Source organism: Dyadobacter sandarakinus (assembly GCF_016894445.1).
Taxonomy (GTDB): Bacteria; Bacteroidota; Bacteroidia; order Cytophagales; family Spirosomataceae; genus Dyadobacter; species Dyadobacter sandarakinus.
On sequence record NZ_CP056775.1, the window covers coordinates 4,890,592 to 4,914,859 of the forward strand.

Genomic DNA, 24,268 nt, shown 5'->3' on the forward strand with positions numbered 1-24,268 from the left:
GATTGTTAAGGAAATTCAGAGCAAACTTGTTTTCTTCGTGATAAGTTTTGCAACAACCTTAATCTGGCGGAAATTTTTAAATTGAAAAAAATGACACTTAAACATTGTACTTCTGCGGCCTTTACTGCTCTGGCAGTTTCCCTGCTGATCAGCTGTTCTTCCAAGGAAGATAAGGAAAAATATGATTACTACTATGGCTCGGGAAGTAAAGTGAGGGAAGAGGCTGCCTTGGTAAAGCTTCAGAACGATCGTAAAAACCCGGTAGATGAGTCGGCACCGATGGCTACTCCTGCTGCCGCACCAGCTCAGGCCGACGCTGCCAAGCCAGCTGGCGACAGTGCTGCTGCCAAAACCGCCGATGCTTCTAAAGCAGGGGCCGAGGCAGCGCCTGCGGGTCCTCCCAAGCGTAAGCCTGTTCCTGCTGATGTATTGGCTTTGGTCAACAAACACGCATGTTTTGCCTGCCACCAGGCTTATGATAAGGTAATTGGTCCTGCATACTCGGATGTTGCCAAAAAGAAATATACTACGGACCAGATCGTGGAGCTGGTGCACAGCCCCAAGCCTGAGCACTGGCCGGGCTATCCTCCGATGGCTCCAATGCCTCATGTTCCAAAGGGTGACATCGTGGTAATAGCTACCTGGATCAACTCTTTATAAGCTGCATTTGCAGATCGTAATTTGGAAGTCCGGCCGGTATCGAGCCGGACTTTCGTGGTTTTCACATAGTCCCATCCGCACCAGAACTGCCGCATTTGGGGCGGTTGTTATATCTTTGCAAGACAACAGTAACTTGTTATGACCCCAGAGACTTTGCTACCTGCCGTAATTACAGACGAAGTGTTGGCACAATATGAAACTGTAATAGGACTGGAAGTGCATTGCCAGCTTCTGACAGAATCCAAGCTGTTTGCCCGTGACCGGAACCTTTTTGGTACGGAGCCTAACACGAATATAGGCCCGCTGACGATTGCGTTGCCGGGAACATTGCCGAAAGTGAACCGCAAAGCAGTGGAATATGCTGTGCGGCTCGGACTGGCCTGTGGCTGCGAGATCAGCCGCAAGACGATTTTTGACCGCAAAAATTACTTTTATCCCGATTTGCCCAAAGGATACCAGATATCCCAGGATAAAAGTCCCATTTGCGACAAAGGCGGAGTTACGATTTCGGTAAAAAATGAAGAGGGTAAACTGGTCGAGAAGGTCATACGCTTTCACCACATTCACCTGGAAGAGGATGCCGGCAAGTCTGTCCACGACGGCAGTGATACCGAAACGCTGCTCGACTACAACCGGGCAGGTACGCCGCTGGTTGAAATGGTATCTGAGCCGGACCTGAGATCGGCGGAGGAAACCGGCGCATTTGTAACGGAAATCCGCCGGCTGGTGCGCTACCTGGGCATTAGTGATGGCAATATGGAGGAAGGTTCCCTTCGCTGTGATGTCAATATTTCAGTCAGGAAAAGAGGTGCTGCTGAATATGGTACCAAGGTTGAAGTCAAAAATATGAACTCGATCCGCAACATGATGCGGGCGATTTTGTTTGAAACAAAAAGGCAGGTGACTGCCCTGGAAAGTGGTGATACCATCAGCCAGGAAACTAGAATGTTTGACGTTGAAACCGGTCAGACTTTCGGAATGCGGGTAAAGGAAACAATGAACGATTACCGCTATTTTCCTGATCCTGACCTCAGTCCGGTTATCATCTCCGAGCAGTGGCTCAGCGAAATACGCTCACATATGCCTTCCCTGCCGCAGGAGCTGCGTGAAAAATTTACAAACGTTTATGGAATTCCTGCTTATGATGCTGCCGTACTCACAGATACCCGGGAGCTTGCAGCGTATTTTGAAGCAGTTTGTGCAAATACAAAGCATTACAAATCAGCATCCAACTGGCTGATGGGCCCTGTAAAATCATTCCTGAATGAGCACGGTGGTGAGATCAGTGCTTTTCCGATCAAACCTGAGGCCCTGGCGGCACTTATTGATCTGACCGAAGATGGTGTGATCAGTAACAGTGTGGCTTCACAAAAGATTTTTCCAGCTATGCTGGCATCCCCGGACGAGTCGCCCGCGGATATCGCTTCTGCAAATAACTGGCTGCAAAACAGCAATACAAATGAGTTGGAAACGTTGGTAGAGGAGGTTATTGCGTCGATGCCGGACAAGGTAGCGGCCTACCGGAAGGGTAAAAAAGGGCTTATCGGATTGTTTGTCGGGGAAGTGATGAAAAAGTCAAATAATACGGCTGATCCCAAGCTCGTAAACCAGCTGCTTGCCCGGAAACTATAAGCATACTGTCACAAAAAAGGTCCACCTGAGATTATGAAAAAGTATATCAAGCCCGTATTTCTTGCCTGCCTTCTTTGCCTTACCGGAATGCTGGCAGTAGCCCAGAACCTGGAACCCATGAAGTTTACGGTAAACGGAAAGGTGAAAAATGGTGCGAAGGGTGAAAAGGTCATTCTGGCACAGTCAGCTGCAAACGGTTCCGCGATCGTGATCGACTCGGCGATGGTAGCCAATGATGGTACTTTCAAATTACAGGGTACAGAAAAGGATAGAGGCAGCTTTTTTACTTTAAATATAGCAGGTCGTCAGAAGGTGGTTCTGCTGGTGGAAGGCGGCGAGACTTTTAATGTACTTGCAGATGGAACAAGCAAAGATGCCAAAGGAAACGGAGGCGGATCGGAAGTGACAGGTTCCAAAAATATGGAGTACTATGGAAAGGTTGACCGCCTGATGCAGGACTTCTCCAAAAAAGTGACGGTATGGAACGAGGAATTTGCTGCTGCCGAAGAAAAGAAAGACACCAAGAAAATAGCAGAAATACAGCAGGCTTATACCAAGGCTGATCAGGAGCGGCTGGGTGTAATCCGTGGACTGTTGCCTGAAATGGGTACTTCACTGATTGCGCTTTTTACAGCTAATAACTTCCTGGATCCCGATACAGATCTTCCATTACTTAAAAAGCTGGCAGATAGTTACGACCAGGTAAAACCTACACCTACTCTGGCCAGAGCCTTTATTGGGCAGGTGAAGCGCACAGCTGGTCTAGCTGTGGGAGAGCAGGCGCCTGACTTTACCCTGAATGATCCCGAAGGCAAGCCGCTTGCACTTTCTTCACTCAAAGGAAAATATGTACTGATCGACTTCTGGGCATCATGGTGCGGACCCTGCCGGATGGAAAATCCGAATGTGGTACGGATGTACGATAAATTCAAGGACAAAGGTTTCTCTATTTACGGTGTATCCCTGGATGATAATGAGAAAGCCTGGAAAACGGCTATCGCACGTGATAACCTCAAATGGCAGCATGGCTCGGAGCTGAAAAAATGGAACTCCGGTGTAGCCCAGACGTACGGCGTGAATGCGATTCCCGCCACTTTCCTGCTCGACCGTGACGGGAAAATCATTGCTAAAAACCTGCGCGGACCTGCATTGGAAAGCAAGCTTACGGAGTTGCTCGGACAATAAAGACTATTGCTCCTCCAAAGTGTAATGAAAGCCGAGCGGATCAGGGAATTTGTAACTAAAATCAAAATCCCTTGAAAGCTTTTCCGCCAGAACAATTTTGAATGCGGGCGTTTTTTCCGGTGAATCATAAGTCGGAGCTTCCCATCCGAATTGTGCACAGCATAAATCATAGACAGCCCGGCGACTGGGATGCAATGGGGCTACAACATTGTAGGTCCCGCTTTTTATCCCCTGCACGAGCATCGCTGATATAATTTCCACGGCATCGTCCCGGTGAATGTAATTGACAGGAAGGTCGCCTGTAGTCAGGTTCTTTTGTCCCCGCACGTACTTGCCCGGAATGCGGTTGTAACCCAGCAGTCCGCCGAGTCGCAGGATTGTCACCGTTTTGTCCGCCCTTAAATCTTCCATCAATTTTTCAGCAGTAACAATATCCTGAGATGCCGATTGTGCCGCCTCAATCACATCTTTCTCTGTTACTGCCCGGTTAAGGTCAGGGTACACGCTGGTGGAACTGATAAATACAACCTCACGGATCTGTGACTTTCTAATCGCGTTTGCAATGGCAGAAACCTGTAAAGGATAGTGGCCGTCACCATACACTTTGGTGCGCGGTGGGAGTGAGATAATAAGGGTGTCTACTTCAAAAAATGGGCTGTCCAGCGCCTGTGCAAGGTCGGTTTCCTTACCCAAGTCGATCAGGTAGCCCTGAATGCCCTGGGCCTCAAACAAGTTTATTTTGGCAGGCGAGGTAGTACTGCCTTTTACCAATGATGTAATAGGAAGGGTTTTCAGACGTTGAGCTAGCGGATACCCCAGCCACCCGCATCCCAGGATACCAAAACTTTTTTTACCTACTTTTGAAACCTGTTCTGTCATAAATTTTTCACAAAATGAGCATTCGTTTTCTTCAGTTTGCCTGGCTGATCCTACTTATACTGGCGCTTGGTTCCTGTCAGACGGACCAGAAGAGTGAGGCGGCTATGGAAGATGTTGAAGTAAATGTAAATTATCAAAACCTGGATACAGTCCTGTATGCGTGCAAATCCGTGGCAGAGGTACAAAATTTTCTTGATAAACATCCTCACTTGGGAAAGGTCTATTTCGCCCATGCGCCGGTACCCCCGAACCAGCTTGCACAACACTTGTTCGGGATCATGCAAAATCCCGGATTCAGGCAGTTTGCCAGCCAGCTCGACAGCCTGATCGGAGATCGGGAGGCGAATATTATCAGGCCTTTTACCAATGCATTCAAACATGTCAAATCATATTACCCGAATTTTCAAGCACCGAGAATTGAGCTGATCGCTACGGGGTTTACGGGTGATGACCTGTACATTTCAGATTCGCTGATGATTGTCGGGCTGGATTATTTCGGTGGTCCTGCTGCCCTTTACCGCCCCAATGTATTTGACTATCAGCTCAGGCGGTACCAGAAAGAATATATCGTTCCATCGGCTATGTTCTTTGTTTCGGACCGCTACAACCGGCTTGACCCTGCTGATCGCACCCTGCTGGCCGATATGGTTGCTTATGGAAAAGGGTATGAGTTTGTAAAACAGGTTATGCCCGACACGCCCGACAGCCTGATTGTTGGCTACTCGGAAGAGAATCTGAAGCGTACCTACAATAGTCAGAGGGATATATGGGCATACCTGGTGTCCAGCAAGCTGATTTATGAAAACAGCGACCTCAAAAAGCGCAAGTTCATCGAAGAACGGCCATTTACCACAGAAATCGGAGAGAAAGTACCGGGCGCGATCGGCCGCTGGGTAGGCTGGCGCATCGTAAGCAAGTATATGGCCGGGCACCCCGATGTGAAGCTGCCGGAGCTCATGCAGATGGAAAAACCCGCTCTCCTATTGCAGGAATCGGGATATAACGGCGAGCTGGACGAAGAGGAGTAAGTTTTTTACTTACTTTTGCACAGTTCCGAATCCTGTCTCAGCTGCATTAATGCCGGTTACTCTCATTATTTTTCTGCTCCTTGTTCCCGGCTTTGTAGTCATAGGCGTCTACCTGGAAAGGAAAGTCTCGGCTTTTATCCAGGACAGGCTGGGTCCTATGGAAGTGGGTAAATGGGGCTTGCTGCAGCTTTTCGCCGATTTGCTGAAGCTTCTTCAGAAAGAAGATATTGTTCCCCGTGCAGCGGATCGCTGGCTTTTCCTGATTGCTCCCTTCATTATTTTTATTTCTGTTTTTGCGGGCTTTGCCGTGGTGCCCCTGGCGCCGGGACTGGCAGGCTCGGGCACGGCAGTCGGTATCTTCTTCCTGCTCACGATTGTATCGGTGGATGTAATTGGTTTGCTGATGGCAGGGTGGGGTTCCAATAACAAGTTTGCATTGTATGGCGCCATGCGGGCCGTAGCGCAGATTATTTCTTATGAAATACCGCTGGGGCTTTCCATTCTTTGTGTAATCATGCTGACGCAAACGCTTGATTTGCAATTGATCAGCTTCCAGCAGGGTATTTATTCCACTGATACCGTTTATCTTTTTGGACTAAAATCGCTGGGAATAGATGTGACAAATGTGGGTGGTTTTCTGGCCTGGAACATTGTCCGGAATCCTTTTCTGCTCATCGCCTATGTAGTCTTTTTTATAGCGTCCCTTGCGGAGTGCAACCGTGCGCCATTTGACCTTCCCGAGGGTGAGTCCGAGATTGTCGCCGGCTTCCATACTGAATATTCGGGTATGCGCTGGGCGCTGTTTATGCTGTCGGAATATGGGATGATGCTGCTGGTGTGCCTGCTGGGAGCAATCCTGTTTTTGGGAAGCTGGAATACACCTTTTCCCAATATCGGTCCGTTAAAGCTGGCCGAATGGACCAGCGGTGAGCCGGGTACGATCTGGGGTTATATCTCTGGGGCATTCTGGATATTGGCAAAAGCCATGTTCGGGATCCTGATCCAGATGTGGGCACGCTGGACGCTTCCGCGGCTGCGGGTAGATCAGCTGATGTACCTGGGCTGGAAAGTGCTTACACCCGTGGGACTGGTACTCTTCTTCATTTCCGGTGTCTGGCGGCTGATCGGCATGTAATGCTTAGTTGACGATCTCGGCATTGTCGAGAATGTAGTTCATCTGGTAAATGTCGTCCGCATTCAGTTTCAGTGTTCCTGAAAAAGTAAGCTTTTCGTCTGTTTTAAACTTTCTTGTATCCTTTTTCTTGAAATTCAGGGTCATAACCGTTTCGGGCCCTGCGCCTCCGCAAAAGAAACACGCGCTGAAAGGGAATGCTGATAGTACATATAAGTTAGCTTCCAGATCTACGGGAAGTATGTAACCCGTAATCACTACCTGTTGGTTTTTCAGTTTCTGCACATTGGGCCCGAACGTAGGATGCAGCATGTAAATGGATTCTTCTGCATACCATTTCTTCTTGAAGGTCACATCCCGTAGTGTTTCCCAGGTTACTTTTACCGGATTCTCCGCCGGCTTAAATGCTGCAAACGATACAATAAGAAGTAAAAAGAAGAAAATCCTGACTGGTTTCATAGTGCCTCGCATTTGATATTACCCGAAAGTCTGTTTAACAAATTTACTCACAATATCATTCCTCCGCCAGCGTACGGGAGATATTCAGGTTGTAGATGCCCAGCGAAGGCAGCGCAGCAGCTACCAGCCCGATCGCCAGTGCACCTGCCAGCAGGTACAACTCTTCTTTCAGGATTGTAAATTCCCGCAGTGAATAATGAAAGTCCTGTTCCGCTGCCTGCGAAAATGCCCATAATCCAACGCGGCTGAGTACCACACCCGCCAGAAACCCAATTGTCGCGAGCATAATACCTTCCAGCAGCAGCATGAGAAATAACCTGCTGCGTGTCGCGCCCATAGACAGCATGAGTGCCATTTCGTACTTGCGTTCTTTCAGTGAATTATAAAGTGAAATGAAAACGCTTACCCCGGCAATGGTAATAATAATGATCGCCAATGCACGCAGGGTTTCAATGCCTACTCCCAGGAGCGAAAAGAGGCGGTTGATCTCAATACTGGGCAGCGCCGCCTGCATCGATGTATTCTCATTGATCTGCCGCGGAATAGTCATCAGGCCCATCGGATTACGAAACTGTATCAATGCACTCGTCACCTGCCGCTCCGCTCCATGCCCATCCTCCATTCCTCCCTCCTCCTTTTCCCCTTCCTCCATTCCTCCCTCCTCCTTTTCTCCTTCCTCCCCATGCTCATGAATATCCCACACGCTCGACAAACCCGTAAGAATAAGCTGGTCCACTACCGTTCCGCTGGGCGAACAAATGCCTGTAACCTTGTACTTATGATCACCATGAGCGTCCCCCTCGGCATCGAGCCCGTGTGAGCTGGCAAAAGTGTCGCCGATTTGGAGGTTGAGCTGGCGGGCTACTTTACTTCCAATGCATACTTCCATAGAAGCCTCGAAAAGCTTACCCTCAGCTACCTGAGCTCCGAAATGTTTAAGATACTGGTCCGTAGTGCCCACAATGCGGTACCCCTGGTAGTTGTCGCCCATGGACAGCGGGATAACTGTTTTGACAAACGGATTGCGTTTAAGGCTGTTTACCTCGGCCAGCGGAACATTGCCCGTAGGTGCGTCAATCTGGTAAATGCTGGAAAGAATAAGTTGTAGCGGACTGCCTTTGGCGCCTACTACCATGTCTATTCCCTTGATGTTTCTTTTAAACTGCGCATCCAGCTGCTTGTCGAGGAGCAGCAGCAGCGAAATCATGCCGATCCCCAGGGTCAGCAGTAATGCACTCAGAAAGCTGTTCAGTTTTTTCTCGCGCAGGTTGGCAAGGCTGATTTTAAATATGTTCATGCTGAGCGTTTATGTAAAATCAAGAGCATTACAGAAGAACCTGGTTAAGAAATTCATCTTTCAGCCGCTGATCGTGCGTGACGACTACCAGGCTGGCGCCGATCGCAGCAGATTGTTCGCGAAGCAGCTCGATCACCCGGTAGCAATTAGCATCGTCCAGGTTTGAAGTGGGCTCATCAGCCAGGATGACATTCGGATTGTTCATCAGCGCGCGTGCAATGCTTACCCTTTGCTGCTCACCCTGGCTGAGCTGGGTGGTTTTCTTGGATAAATGATCAGCAAAGCCCAGGTGTGTAGCCAGCTGAACGGCCTTTTGCATGTCTTGCTGCGCGCCTGCAAGGTAATTGGCAAGCAATATGTTATCCAGCACAGACAGTGCGCCTACAAAGTGCGGCTTTTGATAAATGATACCCATGTTCCTGGCCCGCATCCGGACGGTTTCCGAAGCAGAAAGGCGCATGACATCCTGATTCTGAACAAGGATCCGGCCTGACTCAGGTTTCAGCAGGAGTGCCAGCAGATGAAGAAAGGTCGTTTTGCCACGTCCTGATTGTCCCAGGATCAGCAGTGTCTCGCTGTCGTCACAATGGATATCCGGGAATGTAAAACTCTTACCGGAAGGATAGGCGAAACGCAGGTTATTGCTTGAAATCATGCACGCAGAATTGAACCGACGTACAATAATAAGGAAGATATGAATGCTTTCGTCGTTTAAGCAAGTGGAATTGTCGCCAGGGGTAAATCTTCAAACGGATGATCGTTTACCGGTTTTATACAGGTGTAATTTTAAAAATACGGTGCCTGTAAATAAAAGGATGGCATTTACGTTGAAAAAGGTGTACTACCTCAAGAAAACCAACAACTGTTCTATTTTTGCAAAAAAATGATCCTATAATGCGCAGAGAACCTTTATTAAAGAGCGTGTCCGGTGGGCTGGCATTAGTATTGACTTTTGGACTTTTACTCACACACCGTGACATACAGGCGCAAAGCCGGGGCTATTTTGTTCCCTATTCAACAGCAGGCTTCGGTATTGGTACATCCAACTACTATGGTGACCTTGCTCCTTACCGCCGGCCGCTTTCCTCTACGTTCAAAATGATGCGCTGGAGTGTAGGTGGTAATTATACCCGTCACTTCACACCCCGGCTGGCGGCACGTGCGAGCTTTATCTATGCTAGGATTGCCGGAGATGATTATATTATGAACAGGGATTCAAAGCATGAAGCAAACATCTTTTATGCCAGGAACCTGCACTTCCGTAATGATCTTAAAGAATTTTCATTGCAGGGTATTTTCAAACTTACCCCGGATAACCGCAGCTACGACAGGCGTCCACAGCTCGGAGCCTACCTGTTTGCAGGGATTGCATTAACGGCTCAAAATCCCAAAGCACTTGATTCGCTGAAAGGGGATTGGGTGAAACTGCAGCCGCTGGGTACAGAAGGTCAGGGAAATGAAGGTTATGCAAAGCCCTACTCCCTGGTACAATTTGCGATTCCGGTGGGTATAGGTGTGCGTTATAAAATCAATTCACGGTTTGATATCTCGGCTGAGCTTGGTTTCCGCAAGACATTCACGGATTATCTGGACGATACACACGGGAATTATGCTGATCCTGCCTTGTTTGCAGACAACCCGCTGGCACTTGCCATGGCTAACAGAAGTACCAACCCGGTAGCTGTGCGGAAAAATGCGGATCGTACCCAGGCATTGCAGAAGTTTTTACAAACAAACTATAACATCGAAACCAACGATCCGCTGGCAGTATTGCCTACTACGGGTTTCGGCGCACCGGGTACAGCCCGGGGCAACAGCCCGACCCAAAAGGATGCATATATGTTCGGGATGATACATGTACATTATATGCTGCCATCCCAGATCAAATGTCCGCCATTGAAATAGACAGCAGCAGCTTAACACAACACACCTTTGAATTACGGATTTAAGAAAACAAAGTGTAAATACTTGCTTACAGTACTTGTGGCAGGTATTTGCTTTTTTACAGGACATACACCCGTCTCTGCCCAGAAAATAGAGCTGGGAGCAGGCCTCGGCGGTCTTAATTATAAAGGAGATATTTCGCCTTCCGTCCGGCTGCGGTTTTTCCGTCCGGGTGGGAGCTTGTTTTTCCGGTATAATCCTTCACAGGCATTATCACTGCGTGCAGAAATCATGGGTGGTCTTATTACTGCTTCCGACGAGCATAGCAAGGATCCTTTTCAGCAGGCCAGGAATATGTCATTCCGCAGCCGGGTTTTTGAGGGAAGTACCGTGGCGGAGTACAACTTCCTGAACTACGAAGACAGGCGGTTTGCATTTAACTGGACACCTTACGTGTTTGGCGGAATCGGATTGATGAAATTTTCGCCTTCCCCGCAAACTGCTTCCTACAAGACCAGTTCTCTTGTACTTCCTTACGGGGTAGGGATCAAGTACCAGGTAAAGCGGCCCTGGAACATTGGTCTTGAACTTGGTGCGCGCAAAACGTTCAGCGACTATCTTGACAATCTGGGTGGTGAGCCTGTCAATAATGACAAACTGCAGCAGGGTGATCCTTCTCTCAAAGATTCCTACCTTTTCCTGAGATTATCCGTGAGCTACACCTTTTACAAGATTGTTTGTCCGTGACAAAATGAAAAAACCTTTACGCATCACACTAATTCTTGCAACTGTCATCATCTTGGGCTATCTGGGTTTCAGAAAGTACACACGCTCATTCAGTCCTGCCAGTGTTGCCGAAACCAGCATCAATGATGTCGATATCAAAGTTACTTACGGTAGTCCCGGCAAAAAGGGGCGTTTATTGTTCGGCCGGGAAGAGGACAAAGCGCTGCTGCCTTATGGCAAAGTATGGCGTACCGGTGCCAATGAGGCCACTGTGATAGAAATAGGCCGCGATGTTGCAATGAATGGCAAACCTGTTAAGGCAGGCAGCTACTCACTTTATTCGGTGCCGGGACAAAGCAGCTGGAAAATTATTTTAAACGCCGAAACAGGCCAGTGGGGAACTGAGTATAACGATGGCAAGGATGTACTCCGGGTAGATGTGCCGATCAGGATACGGCCGGCTGTGCAGGAAAAGTTCAGGATTTATTTTGAAGAAATCCCAAAAGGCGTCAACATGGTCCTGAGCTGGGATCAGACCGAAGCACTCGTTCCATTCACCCATCTGTAAGAATGCGTAAATATGTTTGTTGAGGCCATAGAGAAGGTCGACCGGTTTACGCGTCCCATTCATTTTATTTTCAGGTACTATAACGGTACCGATATCATTCCGGGCACGGCTACTTTATTTTTTGTAAATGATGAGGGGTTTGCGGTTACGTGCAGCCACGTAGCGCGTCAGATCTTGCAGGCACAGTCGATTTACGAAAACTATCAGAAATTCAGGAGTGAGCTTCGCCGGTTTGAAAAGGACCCCGGCCTGGCCACGCAGCGGACCCTGCTCGAAGGGAAATATAAGATCAATGCTTCCAGACCCATCCGGATCCTGTTTGACTTTATCAAGTGTGTTGACAAGTACAAAGGTTTATCCATTCATCTTCACCCCACACAGGATCTCGCAATCATCCACTTTCGCGATTTTGAAAGCAGCCAGTATCAGGGACATGCGACATTCCTGAAAGACTCACGCCTGGTAAAGCCGGGAAGATACCTTTGCAGGCTGGGTTACCCGTTTCCGGAGTTTAGTAATTTTCAGTACAACAATGTGTCCGGGGATATTGAATGGACCCGTGATGGTAAAACACGCACTCCCACCTTCCCGATAGACGGTATTGTGACTCGCCAGATAGGCGATCAGAATGAAATTGTAGGTATTGAGATGAGTACGCCTGGACTGAGGGGGCAAAGCGGCGGACCTTTATTCGACAGTCAGGGAACAATATTCGGAATGCAGGCTTCCACCCGCCATCTGCACCTTGGATTTGACCAGGTCAACAAGGAGGTAATCACCGGCGGGCAGCGTAAGAAAGTTTCAAATTATCCTTTCCTGAATGTAGGTCAGTGCGTGCATGTAGACGTGATCAAGCAGTTTCTCCGCGACAAAAAAGTTAGTTTTCACGAGGGCGACTATTAACAGTTTTACAGGATCAGCAGCAACTCGTCCAGCTTCCGGATGTCGTAAGTGGGTGTCTGGTCAAAGGTAAGTCCTGCGGGATTGTAGTACACGGTATCCAGCCCTGCCTGTTTGGCGCCCATTACATCAGCTATCCAGTTATCCCCGATCATCAGGCTGTTTCCTGCTTTTGCACCCGATACGGAAAGCGCGTATTCAAAAATCCTTGGATCAGGCTTTTTTGCCTGTGCATTCTCAAAAGTGATGACATGTTCGAAATAGTGGCTGATCTCCGAGCCCGAAAGCTTCCGGGCTTGTACCTCATTGAAGCCATTTGTAATAATATGCAGCTTGTACCCTGCGGCAGTCACATAGTCCAGCACCTGCGAGGCACCTTCCAGTAAATGTTTTTTGTCCGGTAAGGTTTGCAGGTACAATTCTCCGATTTCAAGGTGATTGTCGGGGCAAGCCAGGCCTAGGGATTCAAATACCAGCCGAAAGCGGTTCTGACGTATATAGGTATGGTGTATTTGTCCTGTGTCAAAATCGTTCCACAGCTTTGCATTTATTTTCAGGAAAGAACTGATAAAATCATCACAAGAGTGGACGCCGTGCTGATGCAGGGTTTGTGAATGAAAAATTTCTTCCAGGCTTTCGGATGAATTTTTGTCAAAGTCCCATAGGGTATGGTCGAGATCAAAGAAAAGGTGCTCGTACTTCATTCTTGGAAAAGTTCAAAAATTGTTAATAAAGTGAAATTTCTGTGTGTGGCAGCCAACCAGTGTATTTGACCGCAAATTTTGATGGGTTCTTTTTCCTTTTATTCTTATAGTTCTACAAAATGTAGCAATATCAACAGCCGGGAGGCGAAATTGTAGCTGGGAGCAGCCTGCACGGGTGATTTGTTAACATCTGTTAACGTAAAACGGTTTATAAAAAAAAGCAACCCAAAGATTTGCAAATTATTTGTGTTCTGTACATCTTTGATATGTATAATTCAAAATTGAGAAAGTCACTTCCATCTATCACCTAACCAGAAAGGAGAAACAATATCGACGAACTGCTCTACGTTAACTAAATCGAATAGTAAAAATGGAGAAAGTCCAAGTTAGCGACAGTGAGTTGGTAACATTGTATATCCACGGTAATGAAAAAGCATTCGAAAAGCTTGTTCAGCGCCACAAGTCAAGAATATACACCACTATTTATCTGATTGTCAAAGACCAGTATGTAGCCGAAGATTTATTGCAGGATACATTCATTAAGGCAGTTGATACAATAAAGGGTGGTCGGTATAATGACGAAGGCAAGTTCCTGCCATGGATTATACGAATCGCACACAATCTCGCTATTGATTATTTCAGACGCGACAAACGCTATCCTAATGTAGTATTTGAAGATGGGAGCAGTGTTTTCAACACGCTGGATTTTTCGGAAGATTCCGTTGAGTCAGTCCAGATTCGTCAGGAAACACATGAGCAACTGCGGGAGATGATCCAGCGGTTACCGGATGTGCAGAAGCAGGTTCTGATCATGCGCCATTATGAGGACATGAGTTTTCAGGAGATTGCAGATGCTACGGGTGTGAGTATTAATACGGCATTAGGAAGGATGCGTTACGCGTTAATAAATTTGCGTAAGCAGTTTAACCAACGTGCCCCACAGTATGATAAAAACTTCTACCTACGATGATGTTGTAAGGTACCTTTATGCCGAAACAACAGAGAATGAAAATGAACTGATTATTGAGGCGCTGGCGCTGGACGACGATCTGATGAACTTTTATCTTGATTCTCTTGAGATCAAAAGTCAGCTCAATAACATCGTCCGTGTACCTTCGGATCAGGCGGTTTCCGCTATCGTCAGGTATTCGCAGCAATTCACTGCCAAACGGCCTGCTGCTCTCTTGTTTTAAGAGCAGCAGGCTTTTTGTTTGTCCGTCAGTTATGGGCAATGCTTATTATTTATTGCCGCAGATAGCTTCTGTCTGCGGCATCAGTTTTGTCGCGGCGTAGGTCCGGCACTTTTTAACATGCAAAGAAGAGCGCGCTTTAAGCTGTTCCTGGATTACTTTACGCAGAACTTTCCCGATCCGGAAACTGAGTTACACTACCAGGATCCTTACCAGCTTCTGGTAGCAGTTATCCTTTCTGCCCAATGTACAGACAAGCGGGTAAACCTGGTGACACCATCCCTGTTTGAGCGGTTTCCCGATCCTGAATCACTCGCTGCGTCCAGTGCGGAGGAAGTTTTTACGTACATCCGGTCCATATCATACCCCAACAATAAGAGTAAGCACCTGGTTGGCATGGCCAATATGCTGGTTCACGAATTTCATTCTGAAGTACCCGCGTCAGTCGACGATCTGCAGAAGCTTCCGGGTGTAGGCAGGAAGACGGCCAATGTAATTGCATCGGTAATTTTCAACCAGCCTGCCATGGCTGTGGATACGCATGTTTTCCGTGTTTCGCACAGGCTGGGATTGGTACCTTCAACGGCTACCACGCCGCTGGCTGTAGAAAAAGTATTGATCAGATACATCCCGGCAGAACTCGTACATAAGGCGCATCACTGGCTCATTCTGCATGGCCGGTATATATGTCTGGCACGCAGTCCCAAGTGTGACCAATGTCCACTTACCTCGTTTTGCAAGTATTACGAGAAATATGTCAGACAAGATATTTTTCCCTCCTGATTACAACCATTTTGGTACCTCCCGCATCCATTGACATAGTACTTATCCCATTAATCGTTCAAATACCTAATTATTTCCAATGAAGCATATCCGTTTATCATTGTACTTCTTTGCGGCACTTGTGGGCTTGTCCTCCTGTATGGATTCTTCGGACAACAAGGATGTTGAGAAAATTGCAGAGAATGAAACTGCCATCGAAGCTGTTATCAAAACAGACAGCATGAGCGAAAAAGCTGTAAAAGATAGTTCCGGCCTGTACTATATCAAGCGTACCGCCAATCCTGCGGGAATAGCTGCCAAAACAGGGGATGCCGCGACAATTAAATATACCGGCTACCTGCTGAATGGTACCAAGGTCGTTTCGTCAACTGTCGACAGCAAAACTGAGTTTACTTTTCCAGTAGAAGGTTATGTGTACTGGGGTGGAATCGAAAGAGGGATCTTCCTGATGAAAACAGGTGAAAAAGCTACTTTCTTCCTGCCCTACTACCTTGCTTCAGGCAATGCCGACAAAGTAAATATTCCGGCCTATTCACCCATCCGTCTGGAAGTGGAGTTTATCAAAACCCGCACGGAGGTTCAGCAGATTGATGATTTCATTGCAGCTAAAAAATTCGTTGTGTCTGAAAGAACTGCGGATAACATTGTAATTGTAAAAACCAATACGGTCACCGGTGATACCATCGGACCAGCAAAGTCGGTCAGCGTTAAGTATACCGGCAAGTTGCTGGATGATACCAAATTTGACAGTGGCACTGCCTCATTTATCACGGGCAACGGCAATACCATCAGTGGTTTCGACCGGGCGATCCGCAAGCTGAAGAAAACGGAAAAAGCAATTATCATTTTCCCTTCTTCATTGGGTTATGGTAAAAACGGCAGCGGGACCATTCTGCCTTATGCTCCATTACAGTTTGAGGTTGAAGTACAATAGATTCATCATCATCTGATGACCAGGCCTCCGCATTGCTATGCGGAGGCTTTTCTATTGACTGCGCAACATACAGCCGGTAATGCGGTCAAGCTCGCCGGATGTCAGTGCTGAGCCCGAGGGCAGGCAGATTCCATTCTTGTATAAACGTTGGGCCACATCCGAGCCAAAGAATTGCGTGCCCTGAAAAACAGGTTGCATATGCATCGGCTTCCATACCGGCCGGGCCTCAATGTTTTCGGCAGCCAGATTCTCAAATAGGCGCAACCGCAGTCCTAGTAACATGGCTGGATCAATCTGTAAGGCTGTAAGCCATCTGTTTGAATATGCAGTGTCCTGCTCGTGCTGGAAAGATATGCCTGTTATATTTTCCAGCTTTTGTTTATAGTGCATGAATACATGACGTCTTTGCTGCACACGTTGATCCAGTACCTTCATTTGTCCCAAGCCAATACCTGCACAAACATTGCTGAGCCGGTAATTATACCCGATCTCTCTGTGCTCATAATGCGCCACATTTTCACGGGCCTGGCTGGCAAGATACCGGGCGCGCTCCGCAAGTGCTGCCCGGTCTGTGAGTAACGCACCTCCCCCTGAGGTAGTGATTATTTTATTTCCATTGAATGAGAGTATGCCTGCATCGCCGAAAGTACCGGCCTTTTTTTCCTGAAAAGCAGATCCCAGGGCTTCTGCCGCGTCTTCAATAATCGGAATGTTGTATTTGCGTGAGAGATAGAGCATTTCCTGCATGCAGGCTGGCATGCCGTAAAGGTGCACTACCATAATTGCCTTGGGTACGATGCCTTTTCTGATGTAATACAAAATAGCGTCTTCGGCAGCATTCGGGCAAATATTCCAGCTTGCAGGCTCACTGTCAATAAATACCGGCACAGCACCCTGGTACATAATCGGGTTCGCAGAAGCACAAAAGGTCAGGGATTGGCAAAGTACGATATCGCCCCGGGTGATGCCCAGTGCGAGCAGCGCGAGGTGAATGGCAGCCGTGCCCGAGCTGGTGGCAATGGCATATCTGCTGCCGGTGTATTTACAAAGCGCGTCTTCAAATGCATCAACACTGGGGCCCGTGGGAGCAATGTAATTGGACTCAAATGCCTCCTGCACGTAATGCACCTCACTGCCACCCATATGCGGAGGAGAAAGCCAGATTTTTGGTTTCATCGGGTGCAGCTGGCTTTGATGATACGTGCGGGATTTCCTCTTGCTACGGAGTGGTCAGGAATGTTCCGGGTAACTACGGTACCTGCACCAATAATACAGTTTGCCCCGATGAAAATGTTGGGACAAACCACGCTTCCTGCCCCTATGAGTGTACCCTCGCCTACCGACGCCTGCCCGCAGAGCACCACACCCGGACCAACGTGTGCGTAATCATGAATAACACAATGGTGCTCGACAATACTTCCCGTATTGATGATGACGTGTTTTCCAATTCGGCTACAAGCCTGGACGATGGCTCCCAGCATGACCACACTACCGAGACTCAATTCCGAGCATTTATCAATGTAAGCATCCGGATGAACAAGGCATGCAAATGAATGCAGTACTTTGCCGGCCACCAGCCGCCTTGTCTGATTATCACCGATGGCGATTAAAATCTTTTCGTCTGGGAAAACCGCCGGTTGGTAATGTACAATCGGAATGCCTTCGATGTTACCACCCGCAACCAGGTCATCAAAAATGCATTGTACGGGAATGTGGTTTTCACATAACAAGGAGAGGAGCACGCTGGCATGTCCGCCCGCACCGTAGATCAGCATGGTACAATAGTGTGTTTTGTAAAAATGGTTTTCAGGAAAATGTGGATGTCGAGCGACAGGGAAGCATTGTGCACATACCACACATCGAGCTCGCACTTTTGCTCCCACGACAGCCTGTCCCGCCCGTTGATCTGTGCCCAGCCCGTCAAGCCGGGACGCATGTTATGTCTTTGCTGCTGATAAGCATTGTAGGCGGGAAGGTACTCGGGCAGCAGCGGCCGGGGACCTACAAAGCTCATTTCACCTTTAAGTATATTCCATAGTTGCGGTATTTCATCCAGTGAAGACCGGCGCAACCAGCGGCAGAAAGGACTCGCCCGGCCGGAATGTTGACAAATCGTCCTGAATTTTACTACAATGAAAATCTTTCCGTGCAGGCCTGGGCGTGGCTGAAAAAACAGGGGACTACCGCTATGTACGGCTGCCAGCAGGAGGGTAAGGACAAGAAAAAGCGGTGACAGGATGATCATCCCCGCCACCGCAGCAAATACATCAAGAAATCTTTTTCCTGATTGAAGATAAGTCATAAAAATCGCGCATTAGTATAGCTCCGGATATTTTAGCGGGGCCGCCTCGTGCATGATTTTGTAAACAGTTTCAATTACATCGTCCATATTGGGCTTTGTAAAGTAATCGCCATCCGAACCGTAGGGCGGGCGATGATCCTTTGCGGATATGGTTACAGGCGCAGCGTCCAGCCAGCGGTATGCCTGCTGTTTTTCCACTACCTGCTGCATCATGTACCCCGACGCACTTCCGGGCAGGTCCTCATCGGCAAATACAACCCGGCTCGTCTTTTTGATGGACTCAACGATACTGTTGTTGATATCGAATGGTAATAATGTCTGCACATCAATCACCTCTGCTTCAATACCCAAATGCTGCAATTGTGCAGCGGCCTCCATTATTATACGGCACATGGAGCCATAAGTCACAATTGTAATGTCATTTCCGGGACGTAAAATTTCGGGTTGGCCAAGCGGAATGCATATTTCACCTATATTTTCGGGCAAAGTTTCTTTTTGCCGGTACGAGTTCAATGGTTCCACAACCAGACCGGGATCGTCTCCTTGTAAAAGGGTATTATACAATCCCGCAGCCTGTGTAAAGTTACGGGGTACTGCAATATGCAATCCGCGGAGGCTGCTGAGCATGGTACCCATCGGAGAGCCCGAGTGCCAGATTCCTTCCAGGCGGTGACCGCGGGTGCGGATGATGAGCGGCGCGCGCTGCCCGCCAGCCGTCCGGTACCGCAACGATGCCAGATCGTCCGTAAGGGTGGATAGTGCGTAATAGATGTAATCGAAATACTGTATTTCCACAATCGGCCGCAAACCGCGCATCGCAAGTCCGATACCTTGTCCGATGATCGTCGTTTCCCGGATACCCGTGTCTGTAATGCGGAGCTCGCCGTATTTTTCCTGCAGACCGGCAAATCCCTGATTTACATCCCCGATCATCCCGATATCTTCCCCGAGTGCCACTACGCCAGGATCTTTTTCAAACAGGGCATTGAAGTAAGAGCGGATTACCTCCCGGCCGTCTACCAGCGGACTATGTGCTCCAAAAACCGGTGGTACAGGCTCTACGTGCAGGGGCGATTGCGGAGTGTCACTGTAAAGGTGTGTATTGAACCTTGCCGCATTTTCTTTCAGATCTTTCTGCAAACATTCCTGTAATGCATGCTTAAATGTATTTTCTTCTTTTACAAGAATGCGCAGCGCCTTACGGATGGCAGATACCATATCGCGGCGTACCGGCAGGTAAGTTTTTGAAAGTTCGAGCGCTACATTGCTCAACGCAACCGCCGACTGTGCCGACTCTTTGGATGCATTTTGTATCAGCTGAATGGTTTCCAGGTATTCCCTGTCCAGATCCTTGCGGTAAGCCTGCCATGCCAGGTTCCTGGAAGCAGTTGCTGTTTCCTTCGCCTCAACTTCAATCTGTTCAAGCTCCTCGTCGGTAGCATAGCCGTTTTTCAGGATCCAGTCCCGGAAAATGATGTTGCAGTCGTGTTCCTGTTCCCATTTGAGGCGCTGCTTGGACTTATAACGTTCGTGCGAGCCCGATGTGGAGTGGCCCTGCGGCTGTGTCAGTTCGGTGACATGCACTAGTACCGGTACATGTTCCTCCCGACAAATACGGGCGGCTTTCTGGTAGGCTTCGATCAATGCAGGGTAATCCCAGCCTTTTACCGAAATAAGCTCCATCCCGGGTTCATCCTCATTCCGCTGAAACCCGGCCAAAGCCTTGGAGATACTACCTTTTGTAGTCTGGTACTCAATAGGTACCGAAATTCCATAACCATCGTCCCAGACAGAAGTAAGCATTGGGATCTGCAATACGCCGGCTGCATTCATGGCCTCCCAGAACATGCCCTGAGAAGTGGATGCATCACCGATGGTTGCAAAAACGATTTCACTTCCCTGGTGCGAGAAGTTGGTAAATCCATGGAGCTGCTGGTTTTGCCTGAACAATTTGGAGGCATAAGCCAGCCCTACTGCACGGGGTATCTGCCCGGCTGTAGAGGAAATATCGCAAACTGAGTTGAAAAGCTTTGTCTGGTCGAGCCACTGCCCATCCTCCGCTATCCAGCGGGTGGAGTAGTGGCCGTTCATGGAGCGGCCGCCTGTGCTGGGCTCGTGTTCAAGGTCCGCATGGGCATACATCTGTGCAAAAAACTGCTGCCAGGTAAGATTGCCGACCGCCGCTTCCACGGTCTGGTCGCGGTAGTATCCCGACCGGAAGTCGCCGGGTTTAAAGGCCCTTGCCATAGCTAATTGCGCCAGTTCCTTCCCGTCCCCGAATATGCCGAACTTAGAACGTCCGCCCATCGTATCCTTCCTTCCAAGTAAGCTTACCTGCCGGCTTTCGCAGGCCAAACGGTAGTCATGAATGATGTTTTCCTTACTTAAAATACCGGAACCGGTGAGACTGTCATTTTGATGCATACGCAAAATTCGGATTTCAATCTATGATCAAATTACGCCTTTTTGAGGCCAGGCCAAAATTATACAGGAAAATAATAATCCCATTTACTAATACGTATAACTTTAAAACCCATTGTTAATAATGGTTAATGATTATTAATTTTAACTTTTTAAAGTTAATCTTGTTTGCTAATCAGTTTTCATCACTAAATGTCTAAGTGCATTATGAAAGTATTCTTTTCAGCGCTGGTATTATTGGTAGGTCTTTCTACCGTTAGTTTTGCCCAGAAAGGCGTTCTGAAATTCAAGGAAGAGACGCATAAGTTCGGCAAAGTGCCACAAGGAACTCCTGTTACACACGAATTTGTGTTTACCAACACCGGAACTGATCCCGTGGTCCTTTCCAATGTAACAGTTTCATGCGGATGTACCACGCCGGTCTGGTCCAAGGATCCCGTGCTCCCTGGTAAAACAGGATCTGTGAAGGCTACCTTCAACGCTGCTGCTGCCGGCCCTTTCAACAAGCCAGTAACAGTTTTCAGCAACACCGAGGGTGGTTCTATTACATTGTATCTCAATGGTGAAGTTGTGCCAAAAGCAGCTGCGAAGTCTTCTAAATAAACGTCGCATCATACTTCACAAAAAAATGGCTGCCAGTACTGGCAGCCATTTTTTTGTGACTTTCCATCAATAAGCCGACCTGTCGTAGAAAGAGCGGCGCCTTGTTACTTTCAGGTCCTGCAGGATGGCAGATTTTACCTTTAGGGTGAAGCTATAGTTGCTTACCCGGGCCGAGCTGCCGGCAAAAGGTGTCCAGGTGAAACTCATATCCCAGCAGTGCAGGTCGCGGTACAGGGAAAGGGTTGTTATCGTAGGACTGAATGCCGTAAAGTCAAACCCGGTACTGACGCTTACTTTAAAGTTCTTGGTTAGGCTCAGGTCACCTGTAGCCTGAATGGCCTGAATCAGCATGGCATTGGACAACCCCGCCTTGGACAATCCGAAGTTGTAGTTCAGCGACACGTTCCACGGAATGTTGAAGTCCACATACAGGTCCGGATTTTGCGCGATAAACTCTTTTTGAGCCTCGGTAGGCGAGTTGTCGGGCTGGCCGGGCGTTGTCGGTTTGGGTTTATTATTGGACGAACTTTTGGGTGAAAAGCTGGTACCCAGTGTGAAACCAAGGTTCTGAAGGTTGGCAAGGCCTTGTCCCTGCGTAATGGCATACTTGTTCACTTTGGTCCCTATCTGGTTGCCTATGGCCCTTGGATTGGGCTCATATGCGTAAGGATCAAGGTTCATATTGAAGTTCAGGTTCAGGTTCCGGCCGATCCGCGCATTTGCATTTACAGTAATATTGGTCAGATTGAGCGAGTCGGCAAGCAGGTTATAGCTACCTCCGATGCTCAGGTTGTCCAGCAGTGATACTTTTTCAAACTGCGCTGCCGCCGTGTCGCTCTTGCTCTTGAGCTTCATTTCAAAAGAGTTGTTCAAACTGAATGAAATGACGCTTGATGCCCGCCCATTGCCTATACCCGAGCCTACTCCCCTGAATTTGGAAAGGGACAGCTCCCGGTTATTTCCCGACCTGTCGGTCACATTGATCCTTTCATAAAATCCGAATGCATCACCGGTAAAGTCGGGTGTGTAGGTAAATGAGATCAGCGGGATTACCGTATGCCGGATCGCTTCCAGCCTTCTCCCGCCTATAAAGAAAGTACCGTAAAAGCGGGTGTTAAGACTTGTCGCAAAGTTGTAGGTGTACTCGGTACCTGCCTGTTTCAGAGTATCAATGCGGATGCTGTCCTGGCCTACCTTGGTGTACCGGTACTGCTTGGTAAATACCTCGCCGGAAAGTCCGATGCTGGGCGTCACGTTCACAAAGCGCAATACCTTGAAGTTGGGCAAAGAAATAGGAAGACTGTACCGTCCCGTAAATTGTGCGTCGCGGAGCATTGCGGGCAGGTTGTTCAGGTTAAATGCAACCGTTTTTGCCGTGTTGATGCGGGAGGAATTTACTTTATTGGTGAGTACAAAACCCAGAGTACTGTAAGAAGTGTCGATGGAAGCCAGCGAGTTGGTCAGGGTGTAGTTTCCATTGAAATCGAGGCCCAGCCGGAAGCTTTCGTACCACCGCCCCTGTCCGCCTCTCAATGCAAATGGTGCGATCTGGTTGACGCCAAAGCTGAAATCGGATGAAATGTTGGTTTTTCCGCCTTCCCGCCTGTTTGTAACCTGGCTGTACTGACCGAAGTTCTGGTTCACGCGCAAACTTGCTGCTGCCCGCATGTACTGCCCGAAAGTGCGGTTATACTGCACCGATGAGCTTGCTACATTGGAAATGTACCTTTGCGTATCAAATTCCTGAAACTGATTGTAACTGTTGCTTGTCACGTTAACATTCGCAGAAAACGTGGAGTTGCCCCGCGGCCTTGGCGTGTGCGACCATACAATGCTGAAATCATTGGTGATACCCCGGCCCAGGAGCCTGTCGATCTCGTCACTCGACTTGTTACGGTTAAAGCGCAGGGCAATATTGCCCGAGTACTGGTACCTTTTGGTATACACCGAGCTCAGACCAAGCCCCCAGCTGCCTGTAGAGTAGATCTGCCCAAGCAATGTCAGGTTCACAAATTCACTGATCGCAAAGTAATATCCGCCTTCCCGGAGGTAAAAACCGCGTCCGTTGGGCTCCTCACCGTAGGTAGGCACAATGATCCCGGAGGTACCCGTTTCTTTTTTCTTCGGAAAAGGGAAAAAGCCGAAAGGCAATGCAATTGGCAGCGGTACATCGCTGATGACCAGGTTGAAAGGCCCGGAAATCACCTGCTTCTTGTTCACCATCTTGATTTTGGGCGCATTGATGTAATAATGCGGGTGTGTGAGGTTACAGGTTGTATAGATCGAGTGGCGGATGTAAAAGTTTCCCTCGTCATCCTTTTTGACCTTCTCGCCGCGGATATTGCCGTCGCCTTCCTGGGTTACAATCCCCTGGATCAATGCTTTCTTGCTCTTGAAATTGTAGCGTATTTCCTTGGTGTTGTACATCTCCGTCCCATCCTGAAAGATAGGATCACCGACTATTTTTTTGGCCGTGGAGTCGTAGGTACCTACCGCATATACTTCATTGGTAATCCAGTTGAGCCGGATGTAGTTGGCTTTCAAATTGATGGTGCCGTACGTTACCTCGGCATTGCCATATAAATGTACCTGCTTCAGCACGGCATCCGTGATGGTAGAGTCCTGCGACACGTACTGGACTACACTCTGAAGATCGTCGGGATTGGATAGGGAATCTGCCCGGGTTGAATCAGCGGAAAGGCTGTCGGCCCGTACGCTGTCTCCCGGCATTCGTGAGGAAGACAGTAATGCTTTCCCGGTACCGGAGGTGTCCGTACGGGAGTTGTTTTGCGCAGTAACCAGAGAATCTGCTGACTGATTGACAGAAGCCGTAACTTTCGTTTTTCCAGCATTTTTCCCCGCCTTCCCGGTGCGTTGCCGCACGCATGCTACTGTGCTGAATAGAAGAAGCGCAACAACAGACGATATAATAATCGCCTTTCTTTTCAGTTCTAACAAATAAAGTATTTTTGCATAACGGA

Annotated in this window: 24 protein-coding genes; 14 read left to right on the forward strand and 10 right to left on the reverse strand. The window is 48.4% G+C overall.

The genetic code is table 11. The annotated features are described in order from the left end of the window. Positions 1 to 90: 90 nt before the first annotated feature. From HWI92_RS20065 to HWI92_RS20075, 3 genes are all read left to right on the forward strand, one after another. A complete protein-coding gene (locus HWI92_RS20065) occupies positions 91 to 660 on the forward strand; it encodes a c-type cytochrome (protein ID WP_204658595.1) in 570 nt (189 codons plus the stop codon). A 138-nt stretch (positions 661 to 798) separates the two neighbouring features. After that, positions 799 to 2,292 carry an Asp-tRNA(Asn)/Glu-tRNA(Gln) amidotransferase subunit GatB gene (gene gatB, locus HWI92_RS20070; RefSeq protein WP_204658597.1) on the forward strand — a complete coding sequence of 498 codons (1,494 nt, stop codon included), beginning with the start codon at positions 799 to 801 and terminating at the stop codon, positions 2,290 to 2,292. 33 nt (positions 2,293 to 2,325) lie between these two features. Beyond that, positions 2,326 to 3,477 (forward strand): TlpA disulfide reductase family protein, encoded by a 1,152-nt coding sequence (locus tag HWI92_RS20075; RefSeq protein WP_204658598.1) that lies wholly within the window; start codon positions 2,326 to 2,328, stop codon positions 3,475 to 3,477. A gap of 3 nt (positions 3,478 to 3,480) precedes the next feature. Here HWI92_RS20075 and HWI92_RS20080 read toward each other — a convergent pair whose 3' ends face one another. After that, the gene (locus tag HWI92_RS20080; protein WP_204658600.1) at positions 3,481 to 4,356 is read right to left on the reverse strand and encodes an NAD(P)H-binding protein; all 876 of its coding nucleotides are present in this window, start codon (positions 4,354 to 4,356) and stop codon (positions 3,481 to 3,483) included. 14 nt (positions 4,357 to 4,370) lie between these two features. Between HWI92_RS20080 and HWI92_RS20085 the strand changes: the two genes are divergently transcribed. Together HWI92_RS20085 and HWI92_RS20090 are read left to right on the forward strand one after the other, a co-directional pair. Then, positions 4,371 to 5,384, forward strand: a complete 1,014-nt coding sequence (locus HWI92_RS20085) for a gliding motility protein GldB-related protein (RefSeq protein ID WP_204658602.1) — start codon at positions 4,371 to 4,373, stop codon at positions 5,382 to 5,384. 49 nt (positions 5,385 to 5,433) lie between these two features. Further along, positions 5,434 to 6,519, forward strand: a complete 1,086-nt coding sequence (locus HWI92_RS20090; protein WP_204658604.1) for a complex I subunit 1/NuoH family protein — start codon at positions 5,434 to 5,436, stop codon at positions 6,517 to 6,519. A gap of 3 nt (positions 6,520 to 6,522) precedes the next feature. On the opposite strand, the gene HWI92_RS20095 is transcribed toward HWI92_RS20090, so the two are convergent. From HWI92_RS20095 to HWI92_RS20105, 3 genes are read right to left on the reverse strand one after another with little or no spacing between them, the layout of a single operon-like run. Next, positions 6,523 to 6,975, reverse strand: a complete 453-nt coding sequence (locus tag HWI92_RS20095) for a DUF3299 domain-containing protein (protein ID WP_204658606.1) — start codon at positions 6,973 to 6,975, stop codon at positions 6,523 to 6,525. 55 nt (positions 6,976 to 7,030) lie between these two features. Further along, positions 7,031 to 8,272 carry an ABC transporter permease gene (locus tag HWI92_RS20100; protein ID WP_204658608.1) on the reverse strand — a complete coding sequence of 414 codons (1,242 nt, stop codon included), beginning with the start codon at positions 8,270 to 8,272 and terminating at the stop codon, positions 7,031 to 7,033. Positions 8,273 to 8,300: 28 nt separating this feature from the next. After that, positions 8,301 to 8,927, reverse strand: a complete 627-nt coding sequence (locus HWI92_RS20105; RefSeq protein WP_204658610.1) for an ABC transporter ATP-binding protein — start codon at positions 8,925 to 8,927, stop codon at positions 8,301 to 8,303. Between the two features lie 239 nt (positions 8,928 to 9,166). Between HWI92_RS20105 and HWI92_RS20110 the strand changes: the two genes are divergently transcribed. The 4 genes from HWI92_RS20110 to HWI92_RS20125 all read left to right on the forward strand — a co-directional run bounded on the left by HWI92_RS20110 (position 9,167) and on the right by HWI92_RS20125 (position 12,353). Then, entirely contained in the window at positions 9,167 to 10,177 is a 1,011-nt protein-coding gene (locus HWI92_RS20110) for a DUF6089 family protein (RefSeq protein ID WP_204658612.1), read from the forward strand. A 63-nt stretch (positions 10,178 to 10,240) separates the two neighbouring features. Further along, positions 10,241 to 10,903 (forward strand): type IX secretion system protein PorG, encoded by a 663-nt coding sequence (porG, locus tag HWI92_RS20115; RefSeq protein WP_229248378.1) that lies wholly within the window; start codon positions 10,241 to 10,243, stop codon positions 10,901 to 10,903. Between the two features lie 4 nt (positions 10,904 to 10,907). After that, positions 10,908 to 11,450, forward strand: coding sequence for a DUF2911 domain-containing protein (locus HWI92_RS20120; protein WP_204658614.1), 543 nt, complete (start codon positions 10,908 to 10,910; stop codon positions 11,448 to 11,450). A gap of 12 nt (positions 11,451 to 11,462) precedes the next feature. Then, on the forward strand, positions 11,463 to 12,353 hold the full coding sequence (locus HWI92_RS20125; protein ID WP_204658616.1) for a trypsin-like peptidase domain-containing protein: 891 nt from the start codon (positions 11,463 to 11,465) through the stop codon (positions 12,351 to 12,353). A gap of 5 nt (positions 12,354 to 12,358) precedes the next feature. On the opposite strand, the gene HWI92_RS20130 is transcribed toward HWI92_RS20125, so the two are convergent. Next, positions 12,359 to 13,054 carry a YjjG family noncanonical pyrimidine nucleotidase gene (locus tag HWI92_RS20130; RefSeq protein ID WP_204658618.1) on the reverse strand — a complete coding sequence of 232 codons (696 nt, stop codon included), beginning with the start codon at positions 13,052 to 13,054 and terminating at the stop codon, positions 12,359 to 12,361. A 370-nt stretch (positions 13,055 to 13,424) separates the two neighbouring features. Between HWI92_RS20130 and HWI92_RS20135 the strand changes: the two genes are divergently transcribed. The 4 genes from HWI92_RS20135 (at position 13,425) to HWI92_RS20150 (ending at position 15,961) form a co-directional block, all read left to right on the forward strand. Further along, positions 13,425 to 14,024, forward strand: coding sequence for an RNA polymerase sigma factor (locus tag HWI92_RS20135; protein ID WP_138283266.1), 600 nt, complete (start codon positions 13,425 to 13,427; stop codon positions 14,022 to 14,024). Beyond that, positions 13,999 to 14,247, forward strand: coding sequence for a hypothetical protein (locus HWI92_RS20140; RefSeq protein WP_204658620.1), 249 nt, complete (start codon positions 13,999 to 14,001; stop codon positions 14,245 to 14,247). The genes HWI92_RS20135 and HWI92_RS20140 overlap by 26 nt, the downstream gene beginning before the upstream one ends. 117 nt (positions 14,248 to 14,364) lie before the next feature. Further along, complete coding sequence (gene nth, locus HWI92_RS20145; protein ID WP_204658622.1) at positions 14,365 to 15,027, forward strand: endonuclease III; 663 nt, start codon at positions 14,365 to 14,367, stop codon at positions 15,025 to 15,027. Between the two features lie 79 nt (positions 15,028 to 15,106). After that, on the forward strand, positions 15,107 to 15,961 hold the full coding sequence (locus tag HWI92_RS20150) for an FKBP-type peptidyl-prolyl cis-trans isomerase (protein ID WP_204658624.1): 855 nt from the start codon (positions 15,107 to 15,109) through the stop codon (positions 15,959 to 15,961). A gap of 51 nt (positions 15,962 to 16,012) precedes the next feature. Here the strand turns inward: HWI92_RS20150 and HWI92_RS20155 are convergent, their stop codons facing one another. The 4 genes from HWI92_RS20155 to HWI92_RS20170 are packed head-to-tail and all read right to left on the reverse strand — an operon-like array spanning position 16,013 to position 20,687. Further along, positions 16,013 to 17,137, reverse strand: a complete 1,125-nt coding sequence (locus HWI92_RS20155; protein WP_204658626.1) for an aminotransferase class I/II-fold pyridoxal phosphate-dependent enzyme — start codon at positions 17,135 to 17,137, stop codon at positions 16,013 to 16,015. After that, positions 17,134 to 17,736: an acetyltransferase gene (locus HWI92_RS20160; protein ID WP_204658628.1), complete on the reverse strand. Its 603-nt coding sequence runs from the start codon at positions 17,734 to 17,736 to the stop codon at positions 17,134 to 17,136. The genes HWI92_RS20155 and HWI92_RS20160 overlap by 4 nt, the downstream gene beginning before the upstream one ends. Next, a complete protein-coding gene (locus HWI92_RS20165) occupies positions 17,730 to 18,263 on the reverse strand; it encodes a sugar transferase (RefSeq protein WP_204658630.1) in 534 nt (177 codons plus the stop codon). The genes HWI92_RS20160 and HWI92_RS20165 overlap by 7 nt, the downstream gene beginning before the upstream one ends. Positions 18,264 to 18,275: 12 nt before the next feature. Continuing rightward, positions 18,276 to 20,687 (reverse strand): alpha-ketoacid dehydrogenase subunit alpha/beta, encoded by a 2,412-nt coding sequence (locus HWI92_RS20170; protein WP_204658632.1) that lies wholly within the window; start codon positions 20,685 to 20,687, stop codon positions 18,276 to 18,278. Between the two features lie 204 nt (positions 20,688 to 20,891). Between HWI92_RS20170 and HWI92_RS20175 the strand changes: the two genes are divergently transcribed. Next, positions 20,892 to 21,287 (forward strand): DUF1573 domain-containing protein, encoded by a 396-nt coding sequence (locus HWI92_RS20175; RefSeq protein ID WP_204664732.1) that lies wholly within the window; start codon positions 20,892 to 20,894, stop codon positions 21,285 to 21,287. Between the two features lie 66 nt (positions 21,288 to 21,353). On the opposite strand, the gene HWI92_RS20180 is transcribed toward HWI92_RS20175, so the two are convergent. Continuing rightward, positions 21,354 to 24,245, reverse strand: a complete 2,892-nt coding sequence (locus HWI92_RS20180; RefSeq protein ID WP_204658634.1) for a putative LPS assembly protein LptD — start codon at positions 24,243 to 24,245, stop codon at positions 21,354 to 21,356. Between the last annotated feature and the right edge of the window lie 23 nt (positions 24,246 to 24,268).